This window comes from Vibrio sp. HENC-03, from assembly GCF_000305755.2.
GTDB classification, from domain to species: Bacteria; Pseudomonadota; Gammaproteobacteria; order Enterobacterales; family Vibrionaceae; genus Vibrio; species Vibrio owensii.
In genome coordinates this window covers 475,320-495,020 of record NZ_JH976124.1, presented here as the reverse complement: position 1 = coordinate 495,020, position 19,701 = coordinate 475,320, and the positions used below count along the sequence as shown (strand labels likewise).

The 19,701-nt window shown below is 46.1% G+C and carries 14 protein-coding genes; 9 read left to right on the top strand and 5 right to left on the bottom strand.

Annotated features, from left to right (window positions below; all coding sequences use genetic code 11):
- Positions 1 to 134: 134 nt before the first annotated feature.
- From VCHENC03_RS10205 to VCHENC03_RS10220, 3 genes are all read left to right on the top strand, one after another.
- Complete coding sequence (locus VCHENC03_RS10205; protein WP_009706533.1) at positions 135 to 641, top strand: hypothetical protein; 507 nt, start codon at positions 135 to 137, stop codon at positions 639 to 641.
- A gap of 89 nt (positions 642 to 730) precedes the next feature.
- On the top strand, positions 731 to 2,353 hold the full coding sequence (locus VCHENC03_RS10210) for an alpha-amylase family glycosyl hydrolase (protein WP_009706532.1): 1,623 nt from the start codon (positions 731 to 733) through the stop codon (positions 2,351 to 2,353).
- A 344-nt stretch (positions 2,354 to 2,697) separates the two neighbouring features.
- On the top strand, positions 2,698 to 4,317 hold the full coding sequence (locus tag VCHENC03_RS10220; protein WP_032802803.1) for an endonuclease: 1,620 nt from the start codon (positions 2,698 to 2,700) through the stop codon (positions 4,315 to 4,317).
- A 142-nt stretch (positions 4,318 to 4,459) separates the two neighbouring features.
- On the opposite strand, the gene pulA is transcribed toward VCHENC03_RS10220, so the two are convergent.
- Positions 4,460 to 8,449 carry a pullulanase-type alpha-1,6-glucosidase gene (gene pulA, locus VCHENC03_RS10225; RefSeq protein ID WP_009706529.1) on the bottom strand — a complete coding sequence of 1,330 codons (3,990 nt, stop codon included), beginning with the start codon at positions 8,447 to 8,449 and terminating at the stop codon, positions 4,460 to 4,462.
- A gap of 516 nt (positions 8,450 to 8,965) precedes the next feature.
- Between pulA and VCHENC03_RS10230 the strand changes: the two genes are divergently transcribed.
- From VCHENC03_RS10230 to pdxY, 6 genes are all read left to right on the top strand, one after another.
- The gene (locus tag VCHENC03_RS10230) at positions 8,966 to 10,171 is read left to right on the top strand and encodes a tetratricopeptide repeat protein (RefSeq protein WP_032802802.1); all 1,206 of its coding nucleotides are present in this window, start codon (positions 8,966 to 8,968) and stop codon (positions 10,169 to 10,171) included.
- Positions 10,172 to 10,644: 473 nt separating this feature from the next.
- Positions 10,645 to 11,091, top strand: coding sequence for a helix-turn-helix domain-containing protein (locus VCHENC03_RS10235; RefSeq protein WP_009706527.1), 447 nt, complete (start codon positions 10,645 to 10,647; stop codon positions 11,089 to 11,091).
- Positions 11,092 to 11,536: 445 nt separating this feature from the next.
- Entirely contained in the window at positions 11,537 to 13,717 is a 2,181-nt protein-coding gene (gene speF, locus VCHENC03_RS10240) for an ornithine decarboxylase SpeF (RefSeq protein ID WP_005429232.1), read from the top strand.
- A gap of 65 nt (positions 13,718 to 13,782) precedes the next feature.
- Positions 13,783 to 15,093, top strand: coding sequence for a putrescine-ornithine antiporter (gene potE / locus VCHENC03_RS10245; RefSeq protein ID WP_005437812.1), 1,311 nt, complete (start codon positions 13,783 to 13,785; stop codon positions 15,091 to 15,093).
- Between the two features lie 126 nt (positions 15,094 to 15,219).
- The gene (locus tag VCHENC03_RS10250) at positions 15,220 to 15,402 is read left to right on the top strand and encodes an AbrB/MazE/SpoVT family DNA-binding domain-containing protein (RefSeq protein WP_009706526.1); all 183 of its coding nucleotides are present in this window, start codon (positions 15,220 to 15,222) and stop codon (positions 15,400 to 15,402) included.
- Between the two features lie 107 nt (positions 15,403 to 15,509).
- Positions 15,510 to 16,379 carry a pyridoxal kinase PdxY gene (pdxY, locus tag VCHENC03_RS10255; RefSeq protein WP_009706525.1) on the top strand — a complete coding sequence of 290 codons (870 nt, stop codon included), beginning with the start codon at positions 15,510 to 15,512 and terminating at the stop codon, positions 16,377 to 16,379.
- 83 nt (positions 16,380 to 16,462) lie between these two features.
- Here pdxY and VCHENC03_RS10260 read toward each other — a convergent pair whose 3' ends face one another.
- The 4 genes from VCHENC03_RS10260 to VCHENC03_RS10275 form a co-directional block, all read right to left on the bottom strand.
- Entirely contained in the window at positions 16,463 to 16,957 is a 495-nt protein-coding gene (locus tag VCHENC03_RS10260) for a hypothetical protein (protein WP_009706524.1), read from the bottom strand.
- A gap of 169 nt (positions 16,958 to 17,126) precedes the next feature.
- Positions 17,127 to 17,804 carry a 3-oxoacid CoA-transferase subunit B gene (locus VCHENC03_RS10265; protein WP_009706523.1) on the bottom strand — a complete coding sequence of 226 codons (678 nt, stop codon included), beginning with the start codon at positions 17,802 to 17,804 and terminating at the stop codon, positions 17,127 to 17,129.
- Entirely contained in the window at positions 17,804 to 18,457 is a 654-nt protein-coding gene (locus VCHENC03_RS10270) for a CoA transferase subunit A (protein WP_009706522.1), read from the bottom strand. The genes VCHENC03_RS10265 and VCHENC03_RS10270 overlap by 1 nt, the downstream gene beginning before the upstream one ends.
- 27 nt (positions 18,458 to 18,484) lie before the next feature.
- On the bottom strand, positions 18,485 to 19,690 hold the full coding sequence (locus VCHENC03_RS10275; RefSeq protein WP_009706521.1) for an acetyl-CoA C-acetyltransferase: 1,206 nt from the start codon (positions 19,688 to 19,690) through the stop codon (positions 18,485 to 18,487).
- Positions 19,691 to 19,701 lie beyond the last annotated feature (11 nt).

Sequence of the window (19,701 nt, the reverse complement as noted above, 5' to 3'; positions counted from 1 at the left end):
TAATCTGGCTCAGCAAGATAGAGAATAATATTCTTTATCACTAGTTTGGTATTTTGTTCTTTTTAAATATTAACTTTATCCAGATTGGTGAGTTTGTATTTACTTTGGAATATTAAAAAGGAATTAACGTGAAAATGAACATGATGAAAACTTCACTTGCTGCTGCCTTACTTGTTGCTCTTGCTGGTTGTCAATCGACAGCAGAACCAGAAGGTGCTGCTGAACCTATTGTTAATCTGTCTCAAGACGAAGTCGTTGCTTTCATGGCGGCTTGTGACAACCCAGATAGCACGGCGAAAGGCCCAATTTCTAAACCTCTGTTTGTTGTCGGTACGTTTGCTGATTCAGATTGGAAACATGTACCTCAACGTAAATACACTTACAAAGGCAATAACTTCTATCAAGTTGTGACGCAAGAAAAAGCAGGCTCTTTCAAAATGCAGTACGCGACTGAGTTGTGGTTCCCACAATTTACCGCGAAAGGTAATCGAATGAATGTCGGTGAATTAACACCATTAACATTTGGTGGTTACGGCACAGATACTGCGGTTGATATTAAAGAAGATGGAAAATACGTTTGGAGCCTTCAATTTGAAGGAAAAGGTAAGCCACTTCACATAATGGTTAATAAGTGCCAATAATATTCCATTCAGTTATTTAAAATTTATTTTTTATTTATTAACCCCTGCATGGGAAACATGTTGGGGTTAATTTTATTTGGGAGAGTTTAATGCGCAACGTACGATATAAAAAACTATTTGGCCAATCGCTTTTAGCCTTGAGTGTGGTTGGTGTTTTATCCGCGTGTAATTCCTCTGGTGGAAGCGATAATGGCAGCACGCCACTTCCTGATGCAAGTTATGCTTGCCAAGCGAATGTAATGGAGCAAAGCAACCAACTTCGCACCTATCAAATCATGGTTGAGAGCTTTGTTGATGGCGATTCGAATATTGGCCATGGCACAGGTTACGGCACCAGCCATCATAACGGTGATCTTCAAGGGATTATTGATTCGCTCGATTACATCCAAGACTTGGGCATGAATGCGATTTGGTTGACGCCAGTTTTTGAATCGGAAGCCATTGATGGACAAGATCATTGGGCCGACCGTTTGGATGCAACGGGCTACTTTGCTACGGACTATTTTAAGATTGATCCTCGCTTTGGCGATTTAGAAACGGCGAGAACCTTAGTTGATGAAGCACACAAACGCGGCTTGTATGTTTTCTTTGATGGCGTGTTTGGTCATCACAAAGAAGGGCTGATTAAGCCGTCTCCATCGGGTTTATTACCTTCTGGTTCGAGCAATCCGGTTGACTACCCAGCAAGCTTGGATTTCTATAAAGAAGTCGCGACTTACTGGGTCAAAGAGCTAAAAATTGATGGTTGGCGTTTAGACCAAGCGTACCAAGTTCCTACCGACGCATGGACACAAATCCGCAAAGCGGTGGATGAAGCCTCACAGAGTGTGACTTACACCAACGCAGAAGGTGATCAAGTGAATCCTCTGGGTTACATGGTGGCTGAGATTTGGAAAGGCGAGTCAGAAATCGCGAGTGACGCATACGGCGCGGCTGACGATCCTGCGCTGTGCTCGGCATTCGATTTCCCAATGCGCTATCGCGTGGTGGAAACACTGGCTGTCAATGAGAGCGGTGTCGGCGGTCGTGGTGTGGATTGGTTAGACAATGGCTACCAAACACACGACCAATATCCATCTCATGCTCAGCCAAACTTGATGATTGGCAATCACGATTTAGTTCGCTTTGGTGACTTGTTGCAACGAGGCGGATTAGCGGATGTGAACGATGCTGAATACTGGCAACGTCACAAAGCCGCGTTTGCATTCCAAGCGGCTTACACCGGACCAATCACTCTCTATTATGGAGATGAAATCGGTGACCAAGTTGATGGTTTTGACGCAAAAGAAGACAACAATACGTGTGCGGTTCGTGGCGTGTGTGATGACCATGTCGCTCGCAGCAGCGCCAAGATCGAAGGCGTAACGGCAACCCTAGATGCTAACCAAGTTGACCTTAAAAACTATGTTAAGTCATTGATGACGATGCGCGCTGATCATCCTGCTTTGTATCAAGGCAGTCGCACTAACTTGGTAGCAAGCAATGGCAGTTATGTGGACTTGAAAGTATCTGGCGATGACCAAGTCTTATTTGCTTTGAATACCCTTGAGAGTGCCCGCAATATTGTGCTGACAGAAGCGCAACTCGGCAGCAATCAAGCGCTGGTGGATTTAATCACTAACCAACAAATCACACCAAGTAACGGGCAATACCAGATCCCGATGTCATCATTACAAGGGCGCTTCTTCAAAGTGACGGCAAACACTCAATAAGTCATTCTCAATCAAGATAACCCATACCAAGCCAAGTGTTGTTCTCTACCCCAATAGAAACGCACTTGGCTTTTTTTATCGCTTTGTCTAAGATGCCGCTCTTTTTAGTCATAGGTAGCGATATTCCACTTTGAGCTCCCGCCTTGTTTCTTTGCATCTCTTTGTTTTTTATCGCACAACCGACGTTGAACAGGTGAAAGAAACAGTATGCAGTTTGTGAGATGTGCTGCACGATAATGAGAATATTCACATTCATGCAACGTCAAACTGTGATTTATGACTTACTCATGTGTAATTGTTATGTTTATCTTTTTGGGGATTTATATAACTAATGGAAAATTATAATGAAATCCATAACGAAACCCCTCTGTCTCTTACCTCTCATTTGCTCTCCGATCGCCTATGCTGAGGTCTTGAATGGAGACTTTGAACAGTGGAATGGTAATGCACCAACGCAGTGGTCTGTGATTGATTCCGGTATTGCTGTTTCACCGACCAGTGACCCGCACCAATCTGGTGGTCTTGCGGCTCAAGTTATCTTAAATACAGGTACCCAAAGCAACACCGACTTTTTGCAAACCATTAATGTGGAGCAAGGGAAAACCTACCCATTTTCTGTCGCGGTTTATCATACAGAAGGTAATGTTAAAGCGCGTTTGGTGGTTGATGGATACCACAGCTACTCTAGCCCTCAGCAAACCAATCAGTGGCAACAACTCACGCACAGTTACACTGCATCATCAAACAAAACGATCAATGTCGGGTTACGCTTTTATGATGAATCGGGCTTTGACGGCTCTGAAGTCGTTTATGTCGATAACTTTCAGCCAAACCAAAATGGTGGTACTCAGCCACCGGTAGAAAGCTGTAATGACAACGAAGTGTTACTGACATTGAACACCGATAGCTATGGCTCAGAAACCAGCTGGGAACTGAAGGATAGCCAATCGCAAGTGTTGTTTTCTGGCCAAGGTTTTGAATCTTCGAAAACTTACGAGAAAACCATGTGCTTAGCGAACGGCGATTACCAGTTTACGATCAGTGACAGTTATGGTGATGGCATTTGTTGCGGCAACGGCAGTGGCTCATACGCCTTAATGTTTGGCCAAACCACATTAGCGTCTGGTGGTGAATTCACGAAATCTCAAACCACAAGCTTTACTCTTGGCGGTTCAACGACGCCTCCGCCTGTTGTGGGTGAGTACTATAAAGCCGCAGAAGGCAAAACAGGTTTTGAGTTGAAAACAGCGCTGTTTAACATCATCAAGGATCACACAGGACGCGGCTACTCAGCGATTTGGACCTTAGTGAAAGACGCAGATTTAGATAACTACTACGAGAAAGATGGCTCCATTCTCGATATGTATTCTGAAAAACCATCTGGCAGCGATACGGTGAGCTTTACCAAGGTCACTGACCAATGTGGCCAATACAAAACGGAAGGCGATTGCTACAACCGTGAACACTCATTCCCTAAGAGCTGGTTTGGTGGCAAGGTTGAACCGATGAACTCGGATGGTCACCACCTATTTGCAACCGATGGCTATGTGAATGCGAAGCGCAGCAACTGGCCATTTGGTGAAGTGGGTCACAGCACTTACGTATCTAGCAATGGCTCAAAAGTTGGTTCAGCAAGCTCTACTTTGGGCTATTCAGGAACGGTATTTGAGCCTATTGATGAGTTCAAAGGTGATTTTGCTCGTGCGTATTTCTACATGGCGACGCGCTATGAAAACGTCATTGGCAACTGGGAAAGCAACTCTAGCAACTCTGACGCGGTATTGAACGGCACGAAAACGACCGTCTTTGAACCATGGATGCTGAACATGTTGAAACGTTGGCACAAAAACGATCCTGTCAGCGCGAAAGAGATCAGCCGTAACCAAGCGGTGTTTGAATTCCAAGGTAACCGCAACCCGTTTGTGGATCACCCTGAGTTTGTAGAGATCATTTGGGGCAACTAACCCCATAGCTAAAGCAAATCGTTAGAAACAACAAAGCCGCCATCGTCACTGTTCGAGCGGCTTTTTAATACCGTTTTACAGGCACAAAAAAAAGGGGAGGTTTTACCCTCCCCAAGCTAGCACATGATTGCGCCTACTGTTTTTAGTTCTTAGTCACTGTCACGATTGGCGCTGCTTTATCTGCTGCGTTGAAGTGGAAGTTGTAGTTTCCTGCTTCTGCAATCGTGATCTTAAGGTTCGCACTTGAACCACCTGCATCCATAGTAACGGCTGTGTCTAGCTCAACACTGCCTTCGCCACCAAAGTTGGTTGCATCAGCCCAATCTGCACTTGCGATCTTCATTTCGTAGCTGCCTGCTGCTAGGTCAATATCTAGCGAGTAAACATCTGCTGCTACGTAAGTGAATTTCGCACTTGAGGTCTCAGCTGGAGTATCCCAAGTCGTGATTGTGCCGCGTAGGAACAGTGAAGTTTCACCGAACGTTGGAGCGTCTGCTGCTTTCGTTACAGAAACAACTGGTTTGTCAGCTGAATCGCTTTGCTCATGAATTGCATTTAGAACGAAAGTGTATTTGCCTGTTTCAGTAACGGACAATGCACAGTTACCCTCAGTACCCAAGTCTAGAGATCCAGAAGCTTGTTCTACGTAATCACAGCCAAAGTTTGGTGTACCCCAGCTATCATCAGCAAACTTAAAGCCGTAATCACCTGCTTCAAGTACACCCGTTACCGAGTACATACCGTTGCCAAGGAATGACATTTCCCATTCTTCTGATGGATTCCAACCGTTCATGTCACCACGAACATAAACTTTGGTTTCACCGTAAGGAGGAATGCTCGATACGTCTTTGTTGTCAGTGTTTACTGGTAGACCTGCACCTTGAGCGCCGTTTTGTGGTTGAACAAATACAGCTGTTGTTAATGCTGGAACCGTAAAGGTTTCGCCTGAGAAGCTTGCGCCTTTCACACGGCTATCTGCAGAGTCTTTTTGAACTTCATGCAGTTCGAAGCCAGTCGCACCTTCAACTTTGAACGATTTCGTTTCTGATGTTGAGTTCACTACAGCCACGATTGCATCGTAGTTCGCGTCGAGATCTTTACCTGCTGATACACCGTCATCAATAGACATGACGATCAAGCCTTCTACTTGGTCTTTGCCTACGTTGCGGAAGTCAACGCGGTTCATGACTTCTTGAGCAGTATCTAAACGGAACAGTTCGCTTGAGCTACGAATAGTCAGTAGTTCTAGGAATTGTTGCTTAGTTAGCTCGATATCGTCAGTGTTTGGCATCGCAGTGCTGTCAGCAACGATAGTTTTGATCAACTCCCAGTTTGCGCCGTCTTTGTCTTCACGAGGTAGACCGACGTTCCAGTTGTTGTCGCTACCGTCGAAGTAAACGCGGTTGAACCAGTCACCTGAATCGTAAGAGTCACGCTGCATTGATTTCGAACGCAGTAGCTCAGAACCCATGTGAATGAATGGGATACCTTGACCAAGCATTACCGTAGATAGAGACACAGTTTGCATACGTGCGCGGTCAGCAGATGAAGTGCCAGTCGCGATCTTGTACGCGTTGTTGTCCCATAGCGTTTGGTTATCGTGCTTAGATACGTAAGAGATGTTCTCAGAAGGGATCTTAGTGTAACCCGCTGGCGCACCGTTGTAGTCTACGTTCTTACCAAGTTTAGTCTCACCTTCGAAGTCTAGAAGAACGAATTCTGCTAGGTTACCTGCCATACCTAGACGTACTAAGTCTTGGTTGTGTAGACGACCGTTTACCGCTTCTGCGTCTGTCTTCGTTTCTTCGTTCGGGTAACCTGCGTTACCAAAACCTTGGTTAAAGCGAAGTGGGTGCTTACCTTCAGAGTCCACACCGCCATCGAATGGGCTACCACCACGAACCGCGTCACGTAGACGGTCAGAGAAGGTACCGATGCCAGTGCCCGCCATGTTGATTTGTGTAGCTTGGTCGAAGCGAGCGTTGTTTGCTACTTCACCGAAGTCCCAACCTTCACCGTAGAATAGCGTGTTTTCATCGACTGCTTTAACGCGCTTCAGAGCGTATTCCATCAAGTCTTTTGGTTGGTGTGCCATCAAGTCAAAACGGAAGCCGTCAACTTTGTAGTCGTCCGCCCACACAAGCAATGAGTCAACCATCAGTTTACCCATCATCAAGTTCTCAGTTGCTGTGTTGTCACAACAAGTTGAGTTCTCAACGCCACCCGTGTTCACATTCAGACGGTGGTAGTATCCTGGGACGATCTTATCTAGGACAGATTTTTCGTTTACGCCCGATGCGTTAGTGTGGTTGTACACCACGTCCATAACCAGCTTCAGATCCATTTTGTGTGTCGCTTGAACCATTTCACGGAATTCAAGGATACGTTTAGAACCGTTTGGATCGGTCGCGTAGCTGCCTTCTGGCACAGTGTAGTGGAATGGGTCGTAACCCCAGTTGAAGCTGTCTAGCATGCGTAGATCGTTCATCAGTGCTTGTGCAGCACCCGTTGCTGGATCGTAGCTGTTTAGTACATCTTCAATGATTTTAGCGTCGTCTTCTGTTTCACAGATTGAAGCCGCTGGTTTGATGCCACATAGCTTGCCTACGGTATCTGTGATATCAACGCGGTTTGCTGCGTTTTCGTCAACCGTTGCAATATCGAACGCTGGCAGAATGTGAAGTGTCGTTAGACCTGCGTCTTTCAGAGCTTGAAGGTGAGTAACCGACTCACGCTCAGGCTCTGTCAGTGCAAGGTACTTACCGTTTAGAGATTGCGTGCCTTTAGTATCGCTAAAGCTGAAGTCACGAAGATGTGATTCGTAAAGAACGTGGTCTTCATCTTTTGCAACCGTTGGGCGGTCGTAGTTATCCCACTCTGCTGGTTTCAACGCAGCGCTGTCTAGATCGACAACTTGTGAGTATATTGAGTTTTGCGACAAACTTAGCGAGTAAGGGTCAGTCACTAGGCGAGTTTCAACAACACCAGTCGTCGGGTGGTAAACCTTCACTTGGTAACGGTAGAACTTGTTCAGTACGTTGCCTTGCGCTTCCGATTCCCAGATACCTGTTTCTGGGTTCTCAGTCATTGCAACTGTCGCTTCTTCCGCAAAGTTCGCATCGTAGATGATTAGGTCAACGTCTTGCGCTGTTGGTGCCCAAAGTTTGAATGTTGCCGCGCTACCTTCAACAATTGCGCCCAATTCTTCACTGATTGCATTACCTGCATCTTCATCTGCAAATACGGCATCAAGCACGCCTGGTTTTTGTACTTCAGTAGCTGAAGTCACATCGCCATCGGCATTGTAAGCGACCATTACGATTTGTGATTTCAAAATCGTACGTAGTGTCTCTGCATTCACGTCGATACCCGCAGCTTGAAGGCTAGCAAGGTGACGGAAACGCTCTTTTAGTTCATCAGACAAGTCGCCAGCTTTTGTCAGCTCAACCGCTGTACCGCCAGTGATTTGCTTGTCTTCATCCATCTTGATGTCATTGGTCAAGCTGTAGTAAAGCTTCATTGAGTCAGCACTACCTGCCGCTTCCCAAGCGATGGTTTCAGCGTCTAACCAATGGGCTTTTTGGCCATCGATGTCTACTGGACGTTCTTCGATTGGCTCGTAGTAAAGCTCGCTGCTGCCGTGGAAGCCGAATAGACCTTGTGATTCACCTAGCTTGGTCAGTTCCACTTTAGAGTTTGCGCTGCCGAAGGCTTTTTCGTCACCTTTGTGCAGGATGAAGTTCATACAGTTGTGTGGGTCAGACGCATCTGGATCGACTTTAAGCACGTAGTACGCACCGTAAGTGTCGCTGATGCCATCGAATGGAAGTGGTGATGCCCAGTCTGTACCACCGTCAGCAATACCCATTGCTTCTAGGTCAGTACTGGTACAGCCTTCACCATTCCAAAGGTGCAGACCCCAACCTTCGTAGTCGCTTGCTGTTGAAGCTGATGCTACGTCACGTTTGTAATAGATGACAACTTCGTTCTCTCCCGCAGGGTGTAGGCCAGAGCCCGGGTTCGTTGTGTCATCGCTAGAGCTATCACTGCCACAACCGCTGATAACCGCTACGGAAATCAAAGGCAGAACGGTTTTGGCGATCGCTGATAATTTAAATGTTTTATTGTCCACGTTTACAAATCCATTGTTATTGAATTGATAATAGATTGGCAAAATGCCGAAAAGGAAATGTTCAACTAGATGCTAATACACTGAACTATCAGCAAAATGTGAGAGCAGGCCGTTAAGTTTTTTACAAGTGAAAATTTTCTATCACAGTAGATTTTGTTCACAAATTAAATAATAAATCGGTCGCATAGTGAGATGTCGAGCACAGCCTAATGATGTAAATTTTTATAGGAGGAGAAAGGGGGGATGATAGGGGATGAGAATGTCTAAGCCCCAAAACTGTGACTTATTTCTATAAAAACAAGGGGGATATTTATCGACTAAAAATAAGTTTGGTTGATATTGAATAAAAAGACGTCATTCATGACTTGTAAACTTCAGATTTTACTTACACGGTCGTTATATAATAGAGGCGGTGTGCGCTTCATTGCGTGAACGTATTGACACCCAAATTCGAATTTACAAGATTTTCCTGTCGAAGGAGAAATCCTTATGGGCCCGATTTAAAAGAGGCGGTTTATGAGTAGTATGGGCATTGCTATTGCAGCAACTGGCCTTTCACTCATCCTGATATTTGTTTGGATGATCTCGTTGTCGATGCGAAAGCAACGTCTCGAGGCAGAGAGGAAAGCGCGCGAGGCGGCGTATCGCAAGGCGATGCAAAAAGCGCGAGAGCAAGAACGTAAAGAACGTGCGTTTAAGGCGGAAACGGGTCATGTGCCGACCATTCTTTATTTAGCAAAAGAAGCGGAACGAGAAAACATCAAGCAAGCTCTGTATTGGTACGACAAAGCCGCCAAACTGGATAACGTTACCGGCATGTACGGTGTCGTTCGTTTGGCAGAGCGCATGCGTGAAGACGTGATCTTAAGAGAGCAAGCCAACTTTTGGCGCACGGCGATTGCGGGCTTAGAAGGGGATGTTGAGGCAAAGTTTGCCACTGGTAAAGCGCTCGTATTTGGGCGTGGTACAGAGAAAAACATTCCCAAAGGTCACCAATTAATCGAAGAAGCTGCTGATGAAGGCTGCATTCCAGCCATGCTGTATATGGGTGAGTGGCAGTTATCACCAGAAAATACATCAGGTCAGCGAGCAGACGCCTTATTTTGGTTTATGAAAGCCGCAGAACAAGACAGTGCGGATGGTAAAATCCAAGTCGGCCTTTGTTACCTCAATGGCATTGGTACTGAAAAGAGCATGGTAAAAGGCTGCTACTGGTTAGAACGAGCAGCAGAATGTGGCAGTGCAGAGGCCATGTATCATGCCGGTGAAGCTTGGAAAGACACTGGTAAAACAGGTAACGCGATTGCTTACGTTTGGTTGTTCTTGTCTGCGAACATGGGTTATGAGCCTGCGCGAGTTGTACGTGATGAGGTTGCCAGCAACATCGGTGTAGATGTGGTGGTTGGCTTACAATCAATTGCTAAGCCGCTACAAAGAAAGTTAGCGTCTGGTGTTGTGAAGAAGCATTCCATCATTCGTGCATTGAACAAGGTCTACAAGCGTGAAGTTTACTTCCCTGGTGAAGAGGAGCTAAACGAGCTGCTCAGTGAGGAAGATCATGACGAAGCAAGCCTCCTCGGTGATACGCCAGAGTTGAACTTTGAAACGGAGATGCCTGTTCAACAAGAGTTTGCTCCTCCACCGAAACAACCTTCCAAAGAAGTGCTCGATTTTACGCAAAACTTTTTACAGCCACAGAATCTCAACAAGCCTCATTCGTGAGGCTTTTTTATCACTCAAATTTTTATTTATTCTATCGTTTGCATAATTGTTGAGTGATCTTTATGCAAAGCTTCAACAGAATTTTACTTGCCACCAATCTATTCTTATATAAATCGATAAATAGAGGGAAATCCCCCCTTGCTGCTAATACATGAATTAGGCTCCAATCCGTTATTATTGATTAGCTCGTACTATAGCTATGAAAATAATTTGTTAGCTTAAATTTTGTTTTTATAATGATACTCATTACTTTAACTAATATTTGGTATTAAGTTTTATATTACTAAATCTTAATTTCTATTTTTGGTTTCAATTAGTGTCTGTTGATCTTTAACTAAATTAAGCGCAATATACCCAAAAATAAAAATAGCGCACACTCTGCGTATAAATACAGTAAGAAGCAACCTGTTATTATCCTTTTCAACATAAAGGGGCAACGTCATGCTCTTTTTATGTCCATTAGAGATTTGTGTATGTTGAGAATCATTAGTGCAGATAAGTTCATCTCTTCTAGGTTTATCTTGGAATACAGCAAAGTGGAATTTGCATCTTTGTTGGGTGTTTCCGTTGCTAAGATAACCAATATAGAGAACGGCAAAACATCGATTCCCCCGGTGTACGATTACGCCATCAATCACTTGCTCAGTGAGCACCCGTTTAAAGACAGTGCGATGGATGCCTTGTGTTCCCATGAAACGCTTAACTTTGCTCGCCGTGTCGATGTAAACAGTAAGGTGCAACGCTTGTCGTGTAAGCGCTGTGACAGCCGAAGGCTACATGTGATGGCTGGCATGAGTGGCCTGTATTTTGTCGAATGTATGGACTGCAAGCACACCATGTATTCGTCAGGTAACGCGGTGAAACGGTATCAATTGTGGTCAAATAACGGCGTTAAACTCGATAGCCATTTGTTTGATTAGATTGGTTCTCTACGTTTATCGAAGAAAGCACCAAAGAAAAAACAATAACGTGAAAAGCCATTAGCAGAAATGTTGATGGCTTTTTGTTTATGGTTTATAAATTGTTAAATATAAGCGTAGTTATTGTTTGTATTTAATCTATTAAATCAAAGTGATTAAATATAGAGTGATGAAAATCGCAAAATTTTATTTTCTTTTGATTCCTTTTTTAATAATAACTGGTGAGGTCACATAATTCTTCACCTGAATTCAATTTAAACCAAAATTCAATATCATTGGCTTATCGAAAGGAAAGTGATAAAGATCGCGAAATTTTATTTCGAGAAAATAAGAATTTTAATTATGAACGAATAATCACGAAATTTGTTTTTTGAATTTTAAATATTAATTTCACTTGTAATATCTGTGCTTGTCGTCTTTACAGAAAAAATAAGAGATATTTCAAATGAAACGTTTAATTATCGGTGTTAGTAATTACATGCCAGAAGACTTCAGTTTATTGTCTGAATCTTTGGATGAGCAATTTAACCGAACTTTAAAACCACTTGAGCACGTCGAATTAACTGACGTTGGCGCTGCAATTATTACTTCTGCAGATATTAAGGCTGGTCTACACAAAATTATTTCTGAAACGGGTTATGGCATTCCGGTTTTCTTAGTCACAGATGAAAACCCAGTTTCAGCAGAAGATTACGTATGGTTAACCGGCGTTATCGATTTGGAAAGACAGTCAATCGAATACTACGGTCGCCAAATCAATGAGGCTGTCACCAAATACGAATGTCGCCTACTTCCACCTTTCTTCAAACAATTGACTCACTACGTGGAAATGGGCAACTCTGCATTCGACTGTCCAGGACACCAAGGCGGTCAGTTCTTCAAAAAACACCCAGCAGGTAAACAGTTCTACGATTTCTTCGGTGAAAACCTATTCCGTAGTGACTTGTGTAACGCGGACGTTGATTTAGGTGACTTGCTGATCCACGAAGGTTCTGCTCACCAAGCTCAAGCACACGCAGCAAAAGTGTTCAACTCAGACAAAACCTACTTCGTACTTAACGGTACTTCGGCTTCAAACAAAGTGGTTTGTAACGCGTTAGTGACCGAAGGTGACTTGGTGATGTTTGACCGTAACAACCACAAATCAAACCACCACGGAGCATTGATCCAAGCGGGCGGTATGCCAGTTTACCTAGAAACGGCACGTAACCCTTGGGGCTTTATCGGTGGTATGGACGAGCACTGTTTTGATGAAGAATACATCCGTGCTCAAATCGCGAAAGTGTCACCAGAGCGTGCTCGTGATGAACGTCCATTCCGTCTTGCGATCATCCAATTGGGTACTTACGACGGTACCATCTACAACGCACGTTACGTGATGGATAAGATTGGTCATCTTTGTGACTACATCCTATTTGACTCGGCATGGGTGGGTTACGAGCAGTTCATTCCTATGATGAAAGATTGTTCTCCACTGCTACTGGATCTGAAACCAGAAGATGCGGGTGTGATCGTGACTCAGTCTGTTCACAAGCAACAAGCTGGCTTCTCTCAAACCTCGCAAATCCACAAGAAAGACCACCACATCAAAGGTCAGGCTCGTTACTGTAACCATAAACGCTTCAACAACGCGTTTATGATGCACGCGTCCACTTCGCCATTCTACGCGCTGTTCTCAGCATTGGATGTGAACGCGAAGATCCACGATGGTGAAGCGGGTCTGCGCCTATGGCGTGATGCGGTTAAGACGGGTATCGAAGCACGTAAAGAAATCCTGAAAAGCTGTGAGTTGATTCGTCCGTTCATTCCTGACCAAGTGGATGGTCAACCATGGGGCAGTTACGACACCGATCTTATCGCAACCAATAAGAAGTTCTTCATGTTCGAGCCAGACGCAAGCTGGCATAAATTTGAAGGTTACGGCGAAGGTCAGTACTTCGTTGATCCATGTAAATTGCTACTCACCACAGCAGGAATTGCTGAAGATGGTAGCTACGCAGACTTTGGTATTCCTGCAACGTTATTGGCTAACTTCCTACGTGAGAACGGCATCATCCCTGAGAAGTGTGACTTGAACTCTATCTTGTTCCTTCTCACTCCAGCAGAGGACATGGGTAAGATCCGTCATCTTGTGGCGCAAATTAACCGCTTCGAAAAATTCATTCGTGATGACGCGCCGCTAAACATTGTGCTTCCTCGCGTTTACGAGGCGAATAAAGAGCGCTACCGCGGCTACACCATCCGTCAGCTATGTCAGGAAATGCATGACATGTACAAAGAGCTGAATGTGAAACAGCTACAAAAAGCGATGTTCCGTAGCGAATACTTCCCAACTATGGTGCACAAACCAGATGTGGCAACACGCAAATACTTCCGTGGCGAGTGTGATTACTTACCTCTGAAAGAAGCGGTAGGTCGTGTCGCAGCAGAAGGTGCGCTTCCTTACCCTCCAGGCATTATCTGTGTGATCACGGGCGAAATCTGGACTCAACAAGTGGTCGATTACTTCTTATCTCTAGAAGAAGGCATCAACCGATTCCCAGGCTTCGCACCAGAGATTCAAGGTGTGTACCTAGAAGACGTCAATGGCCGCACTACCGCCCATTGCTACGCCCTTAAAGATTAATCTACCCCGTTCGCATCGTGACTTGGTTGTCGCGGTGCGAACCGTTTATTCGTGGAGAATAATTTATGAGTACTGAAACCAAAAAAATGTCGGTGGTGCAGCTCACCATTCTGACATTCATTAACATGGCTGGCTCGGGCATCATTATGCTGCCAAGTAAGCTGGCGCAAGTGGGCACGATTTCGATTCTATCTTGGCTGATTACTGCGGCGGGTTCATTGGCATTGGCTTATGTGTTCGCAAAATGTGGTCGCTTTAGTAAACGTGACGGTGGTATGAACGGTTATGCGTCGTACGCGTTTGGTAAATCGGGTGCGTTTATGGCGGGTTGGACCTACGGCTTGTCATTGTTGATTGCCAACATTGCGATTGCGATTACCTGTGTCGGTTATGGCTCGGCTTTCTTCGAAGTGACCTTGTCGCCAGTCGAAACCTGTCTGTACACCATCGCTATCCTTTGGATCTGTACCTTCGCTAACTTTGGTGGTGCGAAGATCACCGGTCAAATCGGCTCGTTTACGGTTTGGGGCGTTATCCTTCCTGTGTGTTCTTTGGGTATTGTTGGTTGGTTCTACTTCAGCCCAACTATGTACGTAGAAGCGTGGAACCCACACCACTTACCATTTGGTGAAGCAGTAAGTGCGTCAATCGCAATGACACTTTGGGCGTTCCTTGGTCTTGAATCGGCTTGTGCGAACTCAGAAGCGGTAGAAAACCCAGAGAAGAACGTACCAATCGCAGTATTGGGCGGTACGCTGATTGCAGCAGTGGTTTACATCGTTTCAACCAACATCTGTTCTGGTATCGTGGCGAACTCTGAACTTGCTGCTTCTACAGCGCCATTCTCAACAGTATGGACAGTGATGCTAGGTTCTACGGCGGGTAAAGTGGTTGCGGGTATGGCCGTTCTCGCTTGTGCAGGTTCATTACTAGGTTGGCAGTTCACTATCGCGTCCGTATTCAAATCATCTTCAGATGCAGGCTTCTTCCCGAAACTGTTCTCACAAGTTGATAAACGCGGCACACCAATCAAAGGTATGGTGGCTATCACGGTTATCCAATCGGTGTTGTCTTTGATGACCATCTCGCCAACATTGAACGAGCAATTTGAAGCGCTGGTTAACCTTGCGGTAGTGACGAACGTTATTCCTTACATTCTATGTATGGGCGCAATCTTCATCATGCAGCAAGTGGCGCACGTGCCTGAGCGCGAAATGAAGACAACGAATATCATTGCGCTAGTCGGTTCTCTTTACAGCTTCTATGCGTTGTACGGCTCTGGCTACGAAGCCATGATGTGGGGTTCAATCGTTACCTTCCTAGGTTGGAGTGCGTACGGTCTGATTGCTTCTAAGCATGAACCTCTCGTGAACTAGTTTTTTCAATCGAGCCTTCCCATACGCGGTGTGGAAGGCTCTTTTGCTTTTTATCCATTCAGTAAGTTAAGGAAACAACACCACTCACAACGTGAAAACTCATTTTCGACAATTGGGGGACGAAAGATGATTAGCCAACCTGTTAAGATCGGTGACGATACCGTCGTAGTCATTCCAAGCGTGATCCTGAGCGAGCTCGGGATAAGGGAAGGGGACACCCTCGAAATTGCGCTCAATAAAGACAAAATGGAAATTAAGAAAATGGTACTGAAAACCAGCTCTCCAAGCGATTCCAGTGAAGAAGGCTAGAATTGAGTTAGAGAATCTTGGTTTGTCGGATACACTACTGGTTTCGCAAATCTGGCGCTCGCCGCTGTCTTTGAACTATTGATAACAACAAGAAGAGGTCTGGTACTATGCAAGGTATCCTCTCTATACAATCTCATGTTTCTTTTGGTCACGCTGGTAACAGCAGTGCCGTTTTCCCAATGCAACGCATGGGTTTCGAAGTGTGGCCTATTCACACGGTTCAATTTTCTAACCACACCCAGTATCAAGAAGGCTGGACGGGTCGTGCGTTTTCGGCTGATGACATCAGCGAATTAGTTCGTGGTCTTGGCAATATTGGCGCGCTAGAGAAGTGCCAAGCCGTTCTGACTGGCTACCAAGGCAGTGCTGAGCAATGTCTGGCAGTAGAAGATACCGTCACTAAAGTTAAACAAGCGAATCCAGAAGCGCTTTACGTGTGTGACCCAGTGATGGGCGCGCCAGACAAAGGCTGTATTGTTGCGCCGGGTATCGCAGAAAACTTGTTGAATCGTCTAATGCCAATGGCGGATGTGATCGTGCCTAACCAGTTCGAACTAAGCCAATTTGCAGAGATGGAAATTCACACGTTGGATGACGCAATCAACGCTTGTCAGCGTGCGCTAGCAAAAGGCCCTAAAGTGGTGTTAGTGAAGCACCTTTACTGCCTGTCAGATGACAGCTTCAACATGCTACTTGCGACGTCAGAAGGCACTTACCTAGCGAAGCGTCCACATTTTGAGTTTGCTAAAGCACCCGTAGGCGCTGGCGATTTGATTTCGGCGATTTTTACCGCTGGTCTATTGAAAGGTTGGACGCCAAAACAAGCGTTCCAACACTGCCACGACGCTTGCTATGGCGTACTTAACGCGACTTACCAAGCGGGCGAATGGGAACTGCAAACCATCGCAGCACAGCAAGAGTTCGTTGAACCTAGCGCGCACTTCCCATTGGAAGAAGTAACACTCAGCCAAGCGTAAATTCAGGCTGTAAGCCGTAAAAAGGGAGCACTTAGCTCCCTTTTTGATATCCATAACCTGTTCTACACAGCGTTAAGTCTGCCTTAACAGCGAGAGGTATCAACCTTAAAGCTGTGTCCATCAGCGCCTTTGCCATCCATGCGGTAGTAGGCGTAGCATTTGCCTGCCATCAGCGCTTCTGGTGATTCGTCGTTGCCATACCCAACCATGGAGTATTGGTCGTTCTCGATGAAGACCAAATCTGTCTGTTTCATCTCATCGGTAATGGTTAGGTTATCGAAGAAGCTGACCTGCTCACCGCATTCACTTTGGGTTTCTGGGTAGCCATTGTAAAACTCTTGATACCCAGCGGCGGTTAAGACGCACTGGTCGGCCCCGTGGTCTTGCTTAAAGGCTTTCGCATTCTGATTGAGAATAGAAACGTGATACTGCATGTCGGCGAAGATCACTTGAATGGCGGCTGTGCGGGCATCAGAAGTTCGTTGGTTGGAGTGATAAACAGCATACGCGGTTAAGCCTCCGAGCATTACAGCCGTTAATAGCCACTCTTTTGACGAGAATCCAGACAACAATCTCATTGGTTTTTACCCTATGTACAACTCAACCATACGCATAACAGGGCGGGATTCTACGCATCGATTTTCGAAAATTTAAGGGCAAATTATGTGTTTCAGAAAATCCTGACAAAAACTTGAAGTATGATCAAAGTATGAATAGAGGAGCATATTGCTCCTCTTGCATTTAGAGTTAATTTGGTGTCGGCATTGGAATAAGGTTAGGCGATACAATCAGTTGAGCTTCCGTCGCTGCTTGTACCTCTTCAACGGAAAACTCCGGTGCGAGTTCGGTTAGCATCATGCCTTTTTCGGTAATTTCGATTACGCCCATCTCGGTAACAATCAAATCCACCTGACCCACGGCGGTCAGCGGTAAAGTGCAATGCTTGAGCAGTTTAGGGTTGCCTTTCACTGTGTGTTCCATGGCAACAATCACTTTCTTTGCGCCGACCACAAGATCCATCGCACCACCCATTCCTGGTACCATTTTGCCCGGAATGATCCAGTTGGCAAGATTGCCACGTTCATCCACTTGCAGCGCACCAAGTACGGTTGAATCTACGTGGCCACCGCGAATGATGGCAAAAGAGTCGGCGCTGTTAAAGTAACATGATCCCGCGATTGCTGTGATGTTCTGTCCGCCGGCATTGACCAGATCAGGGTCGACCTCTGCCTCAGAAGCGAGTTTATCAATACCAATTAAGCCATTTTCCGCTTGCAGTAATAGCTCGACGTCTTTGTCTACTTCATTGGCAACCAGCGTTGGTAGGCCGATCCCTAGGTTAACGATGTCGCCATCTTGCATCTCTTGAGCAACGCGCCATGCAATGCGGCGGCGAACGACTTCTTTATCTAATTGTGCAGTCATTAGTTGTCCTCCACTAAGATGTAATCGACGTACAAACTTGGGGTATGCACGGCTTCGGGTTCAATGTCGCCCAGTTCCACAATCTGCTCTGGCTCCACCACTACGGTTTCTGCCGCAGTTGCCATTAAAGGGTTAAAATTCTGGGTGGTTTTGCTGTAGAAAACGTTGCCACGACGGTCAACTTTAGAGCCACGAATCAGCGCTAAGTCGGCTTTCAGTGGCATTTCCAAGAGATATTGTTTGCCATCGACTTCAATCACGCGTTTGTTTTCTGCGACTATGGTGCCAAGCCCGGTTGGTGTTAGTACGCCACCCAAACCCGCGCCCGCACTGCGAATGCGCTCTGCCAATGTGCCTTGAGGAACAAGCTCCACTTCAAGTGTGCCTTCGTTCATCTGCTTGCCAGTCTCGGGGTTGGTGCCGATGTGTGAGGCATACAGTTTCTTCACCCGTTTTTCCGCGATAAGTCGGCTAGAACCACGACCGGGTGAGCCTGTGTCGGTACTGATTAAGGTAATGTCTTTGATGTCTTTTTTGATCAGCAAGTCAATTAAACGCTCTGGGGCTCCCGTCGCCATAAAGCCACCAATCATGATGGTCATGCCATCGTGTAGTAGGTCTTCAATTTGCTCTGTAGTGGCTGCTTTTTTCATGTTTTTCGTGTTCATGAGAGATTCCTTCTAGCAACGTTTTAAAATCAACGCCGTGCCCATGCCGCCGCCGATGCAAAGTGATGCCAAACCGTAATCGCGGCGAGTGCGTTGCAGTTGGTAAACCAACGTGGTCACAATGCGGTTACCGGATGCGCCGATTGGGTGACCCAGTGCAATGGCACCGCCACTTAAGTTACTGCGTTCTAGCAGCCATGCTTCATCGATATTGTGTTGCTCGGTAAGGGAGCGAACCACGCCAAGCGCTTGCGCTGCAAAGGCTTCGTTAAGCTCAAACACGTCGATATCTTCAATCGCCATTTCGGCTTTGGCTAAGGTATTGGCAATCGCAGACACCGGACCTAAGCCCATCACCTCTGGGGCGATAGCACCTTGTCCGTATTCGACGAGCTCCGCCAGTGGCTTGAGGTTATGGCGTTTCACTGCACTTTCGGAAGCGAGCAAAATTGCGGATGCACCATCGTTAATACCGGATGCATTGCCTGCGGTAACGCTGCCCTCTTTATCGAATGCAGGGCGCAGCGCTTGTAGACCCTCAAAGGTGCTGTCGGCTTTCGGATATTCGTCGTTCTTCACTTCGAATTGGCGTTTGCGATCCACTATCGTAATTGGCGCAATTTCCGCTTCAAAATGACCATTTTCTATCGCGCTGACGGCTTTACGTTGGCTTTGTAAGGCAAAGGCATCTTGGTCTTCTCGGCTGATTTGGAATTGCTTAGCGATGTTTTCTGCCGTAACACCCATGTGGTAGTTGTGGAAGGCATCCGTCAAACCATCTTTGATGATGCTGTCTTCTTGGAGTTGATGACCCATGCGGTAGCCGCGACGAATCTGGCCAGAAGAGACATAAGGTGCGTTAGACATACTCTCCATGCCGCAAGTAAGCACTAACTCAGCATCGCCCGCTCTGATATGGCTTGCACCGTCCATGATGACCTTCATACCACTGCCACAAATCATATTGAGGGTGTAAGCCGGAACGGATTCTGGAATGCCTGCCTTCATTGCGGCTTGGCGACCCGGTCCCATGCCTGCGCCTCCAGTCAGTACGTTGCCCACAATCACCTCGTCGATCTGTTCTGGGGCGATGTCCACTTGCTCCAAGGCTGCCTTGATGGCATGAGCGCCTAATTCCACACCGGACAATGACGCTAACGAGCCATTAAAGCTGCCAATTGGGGTGCGCTTTGCCGCCACAATAAAGATTCGTTCCATACCGCTGTTTA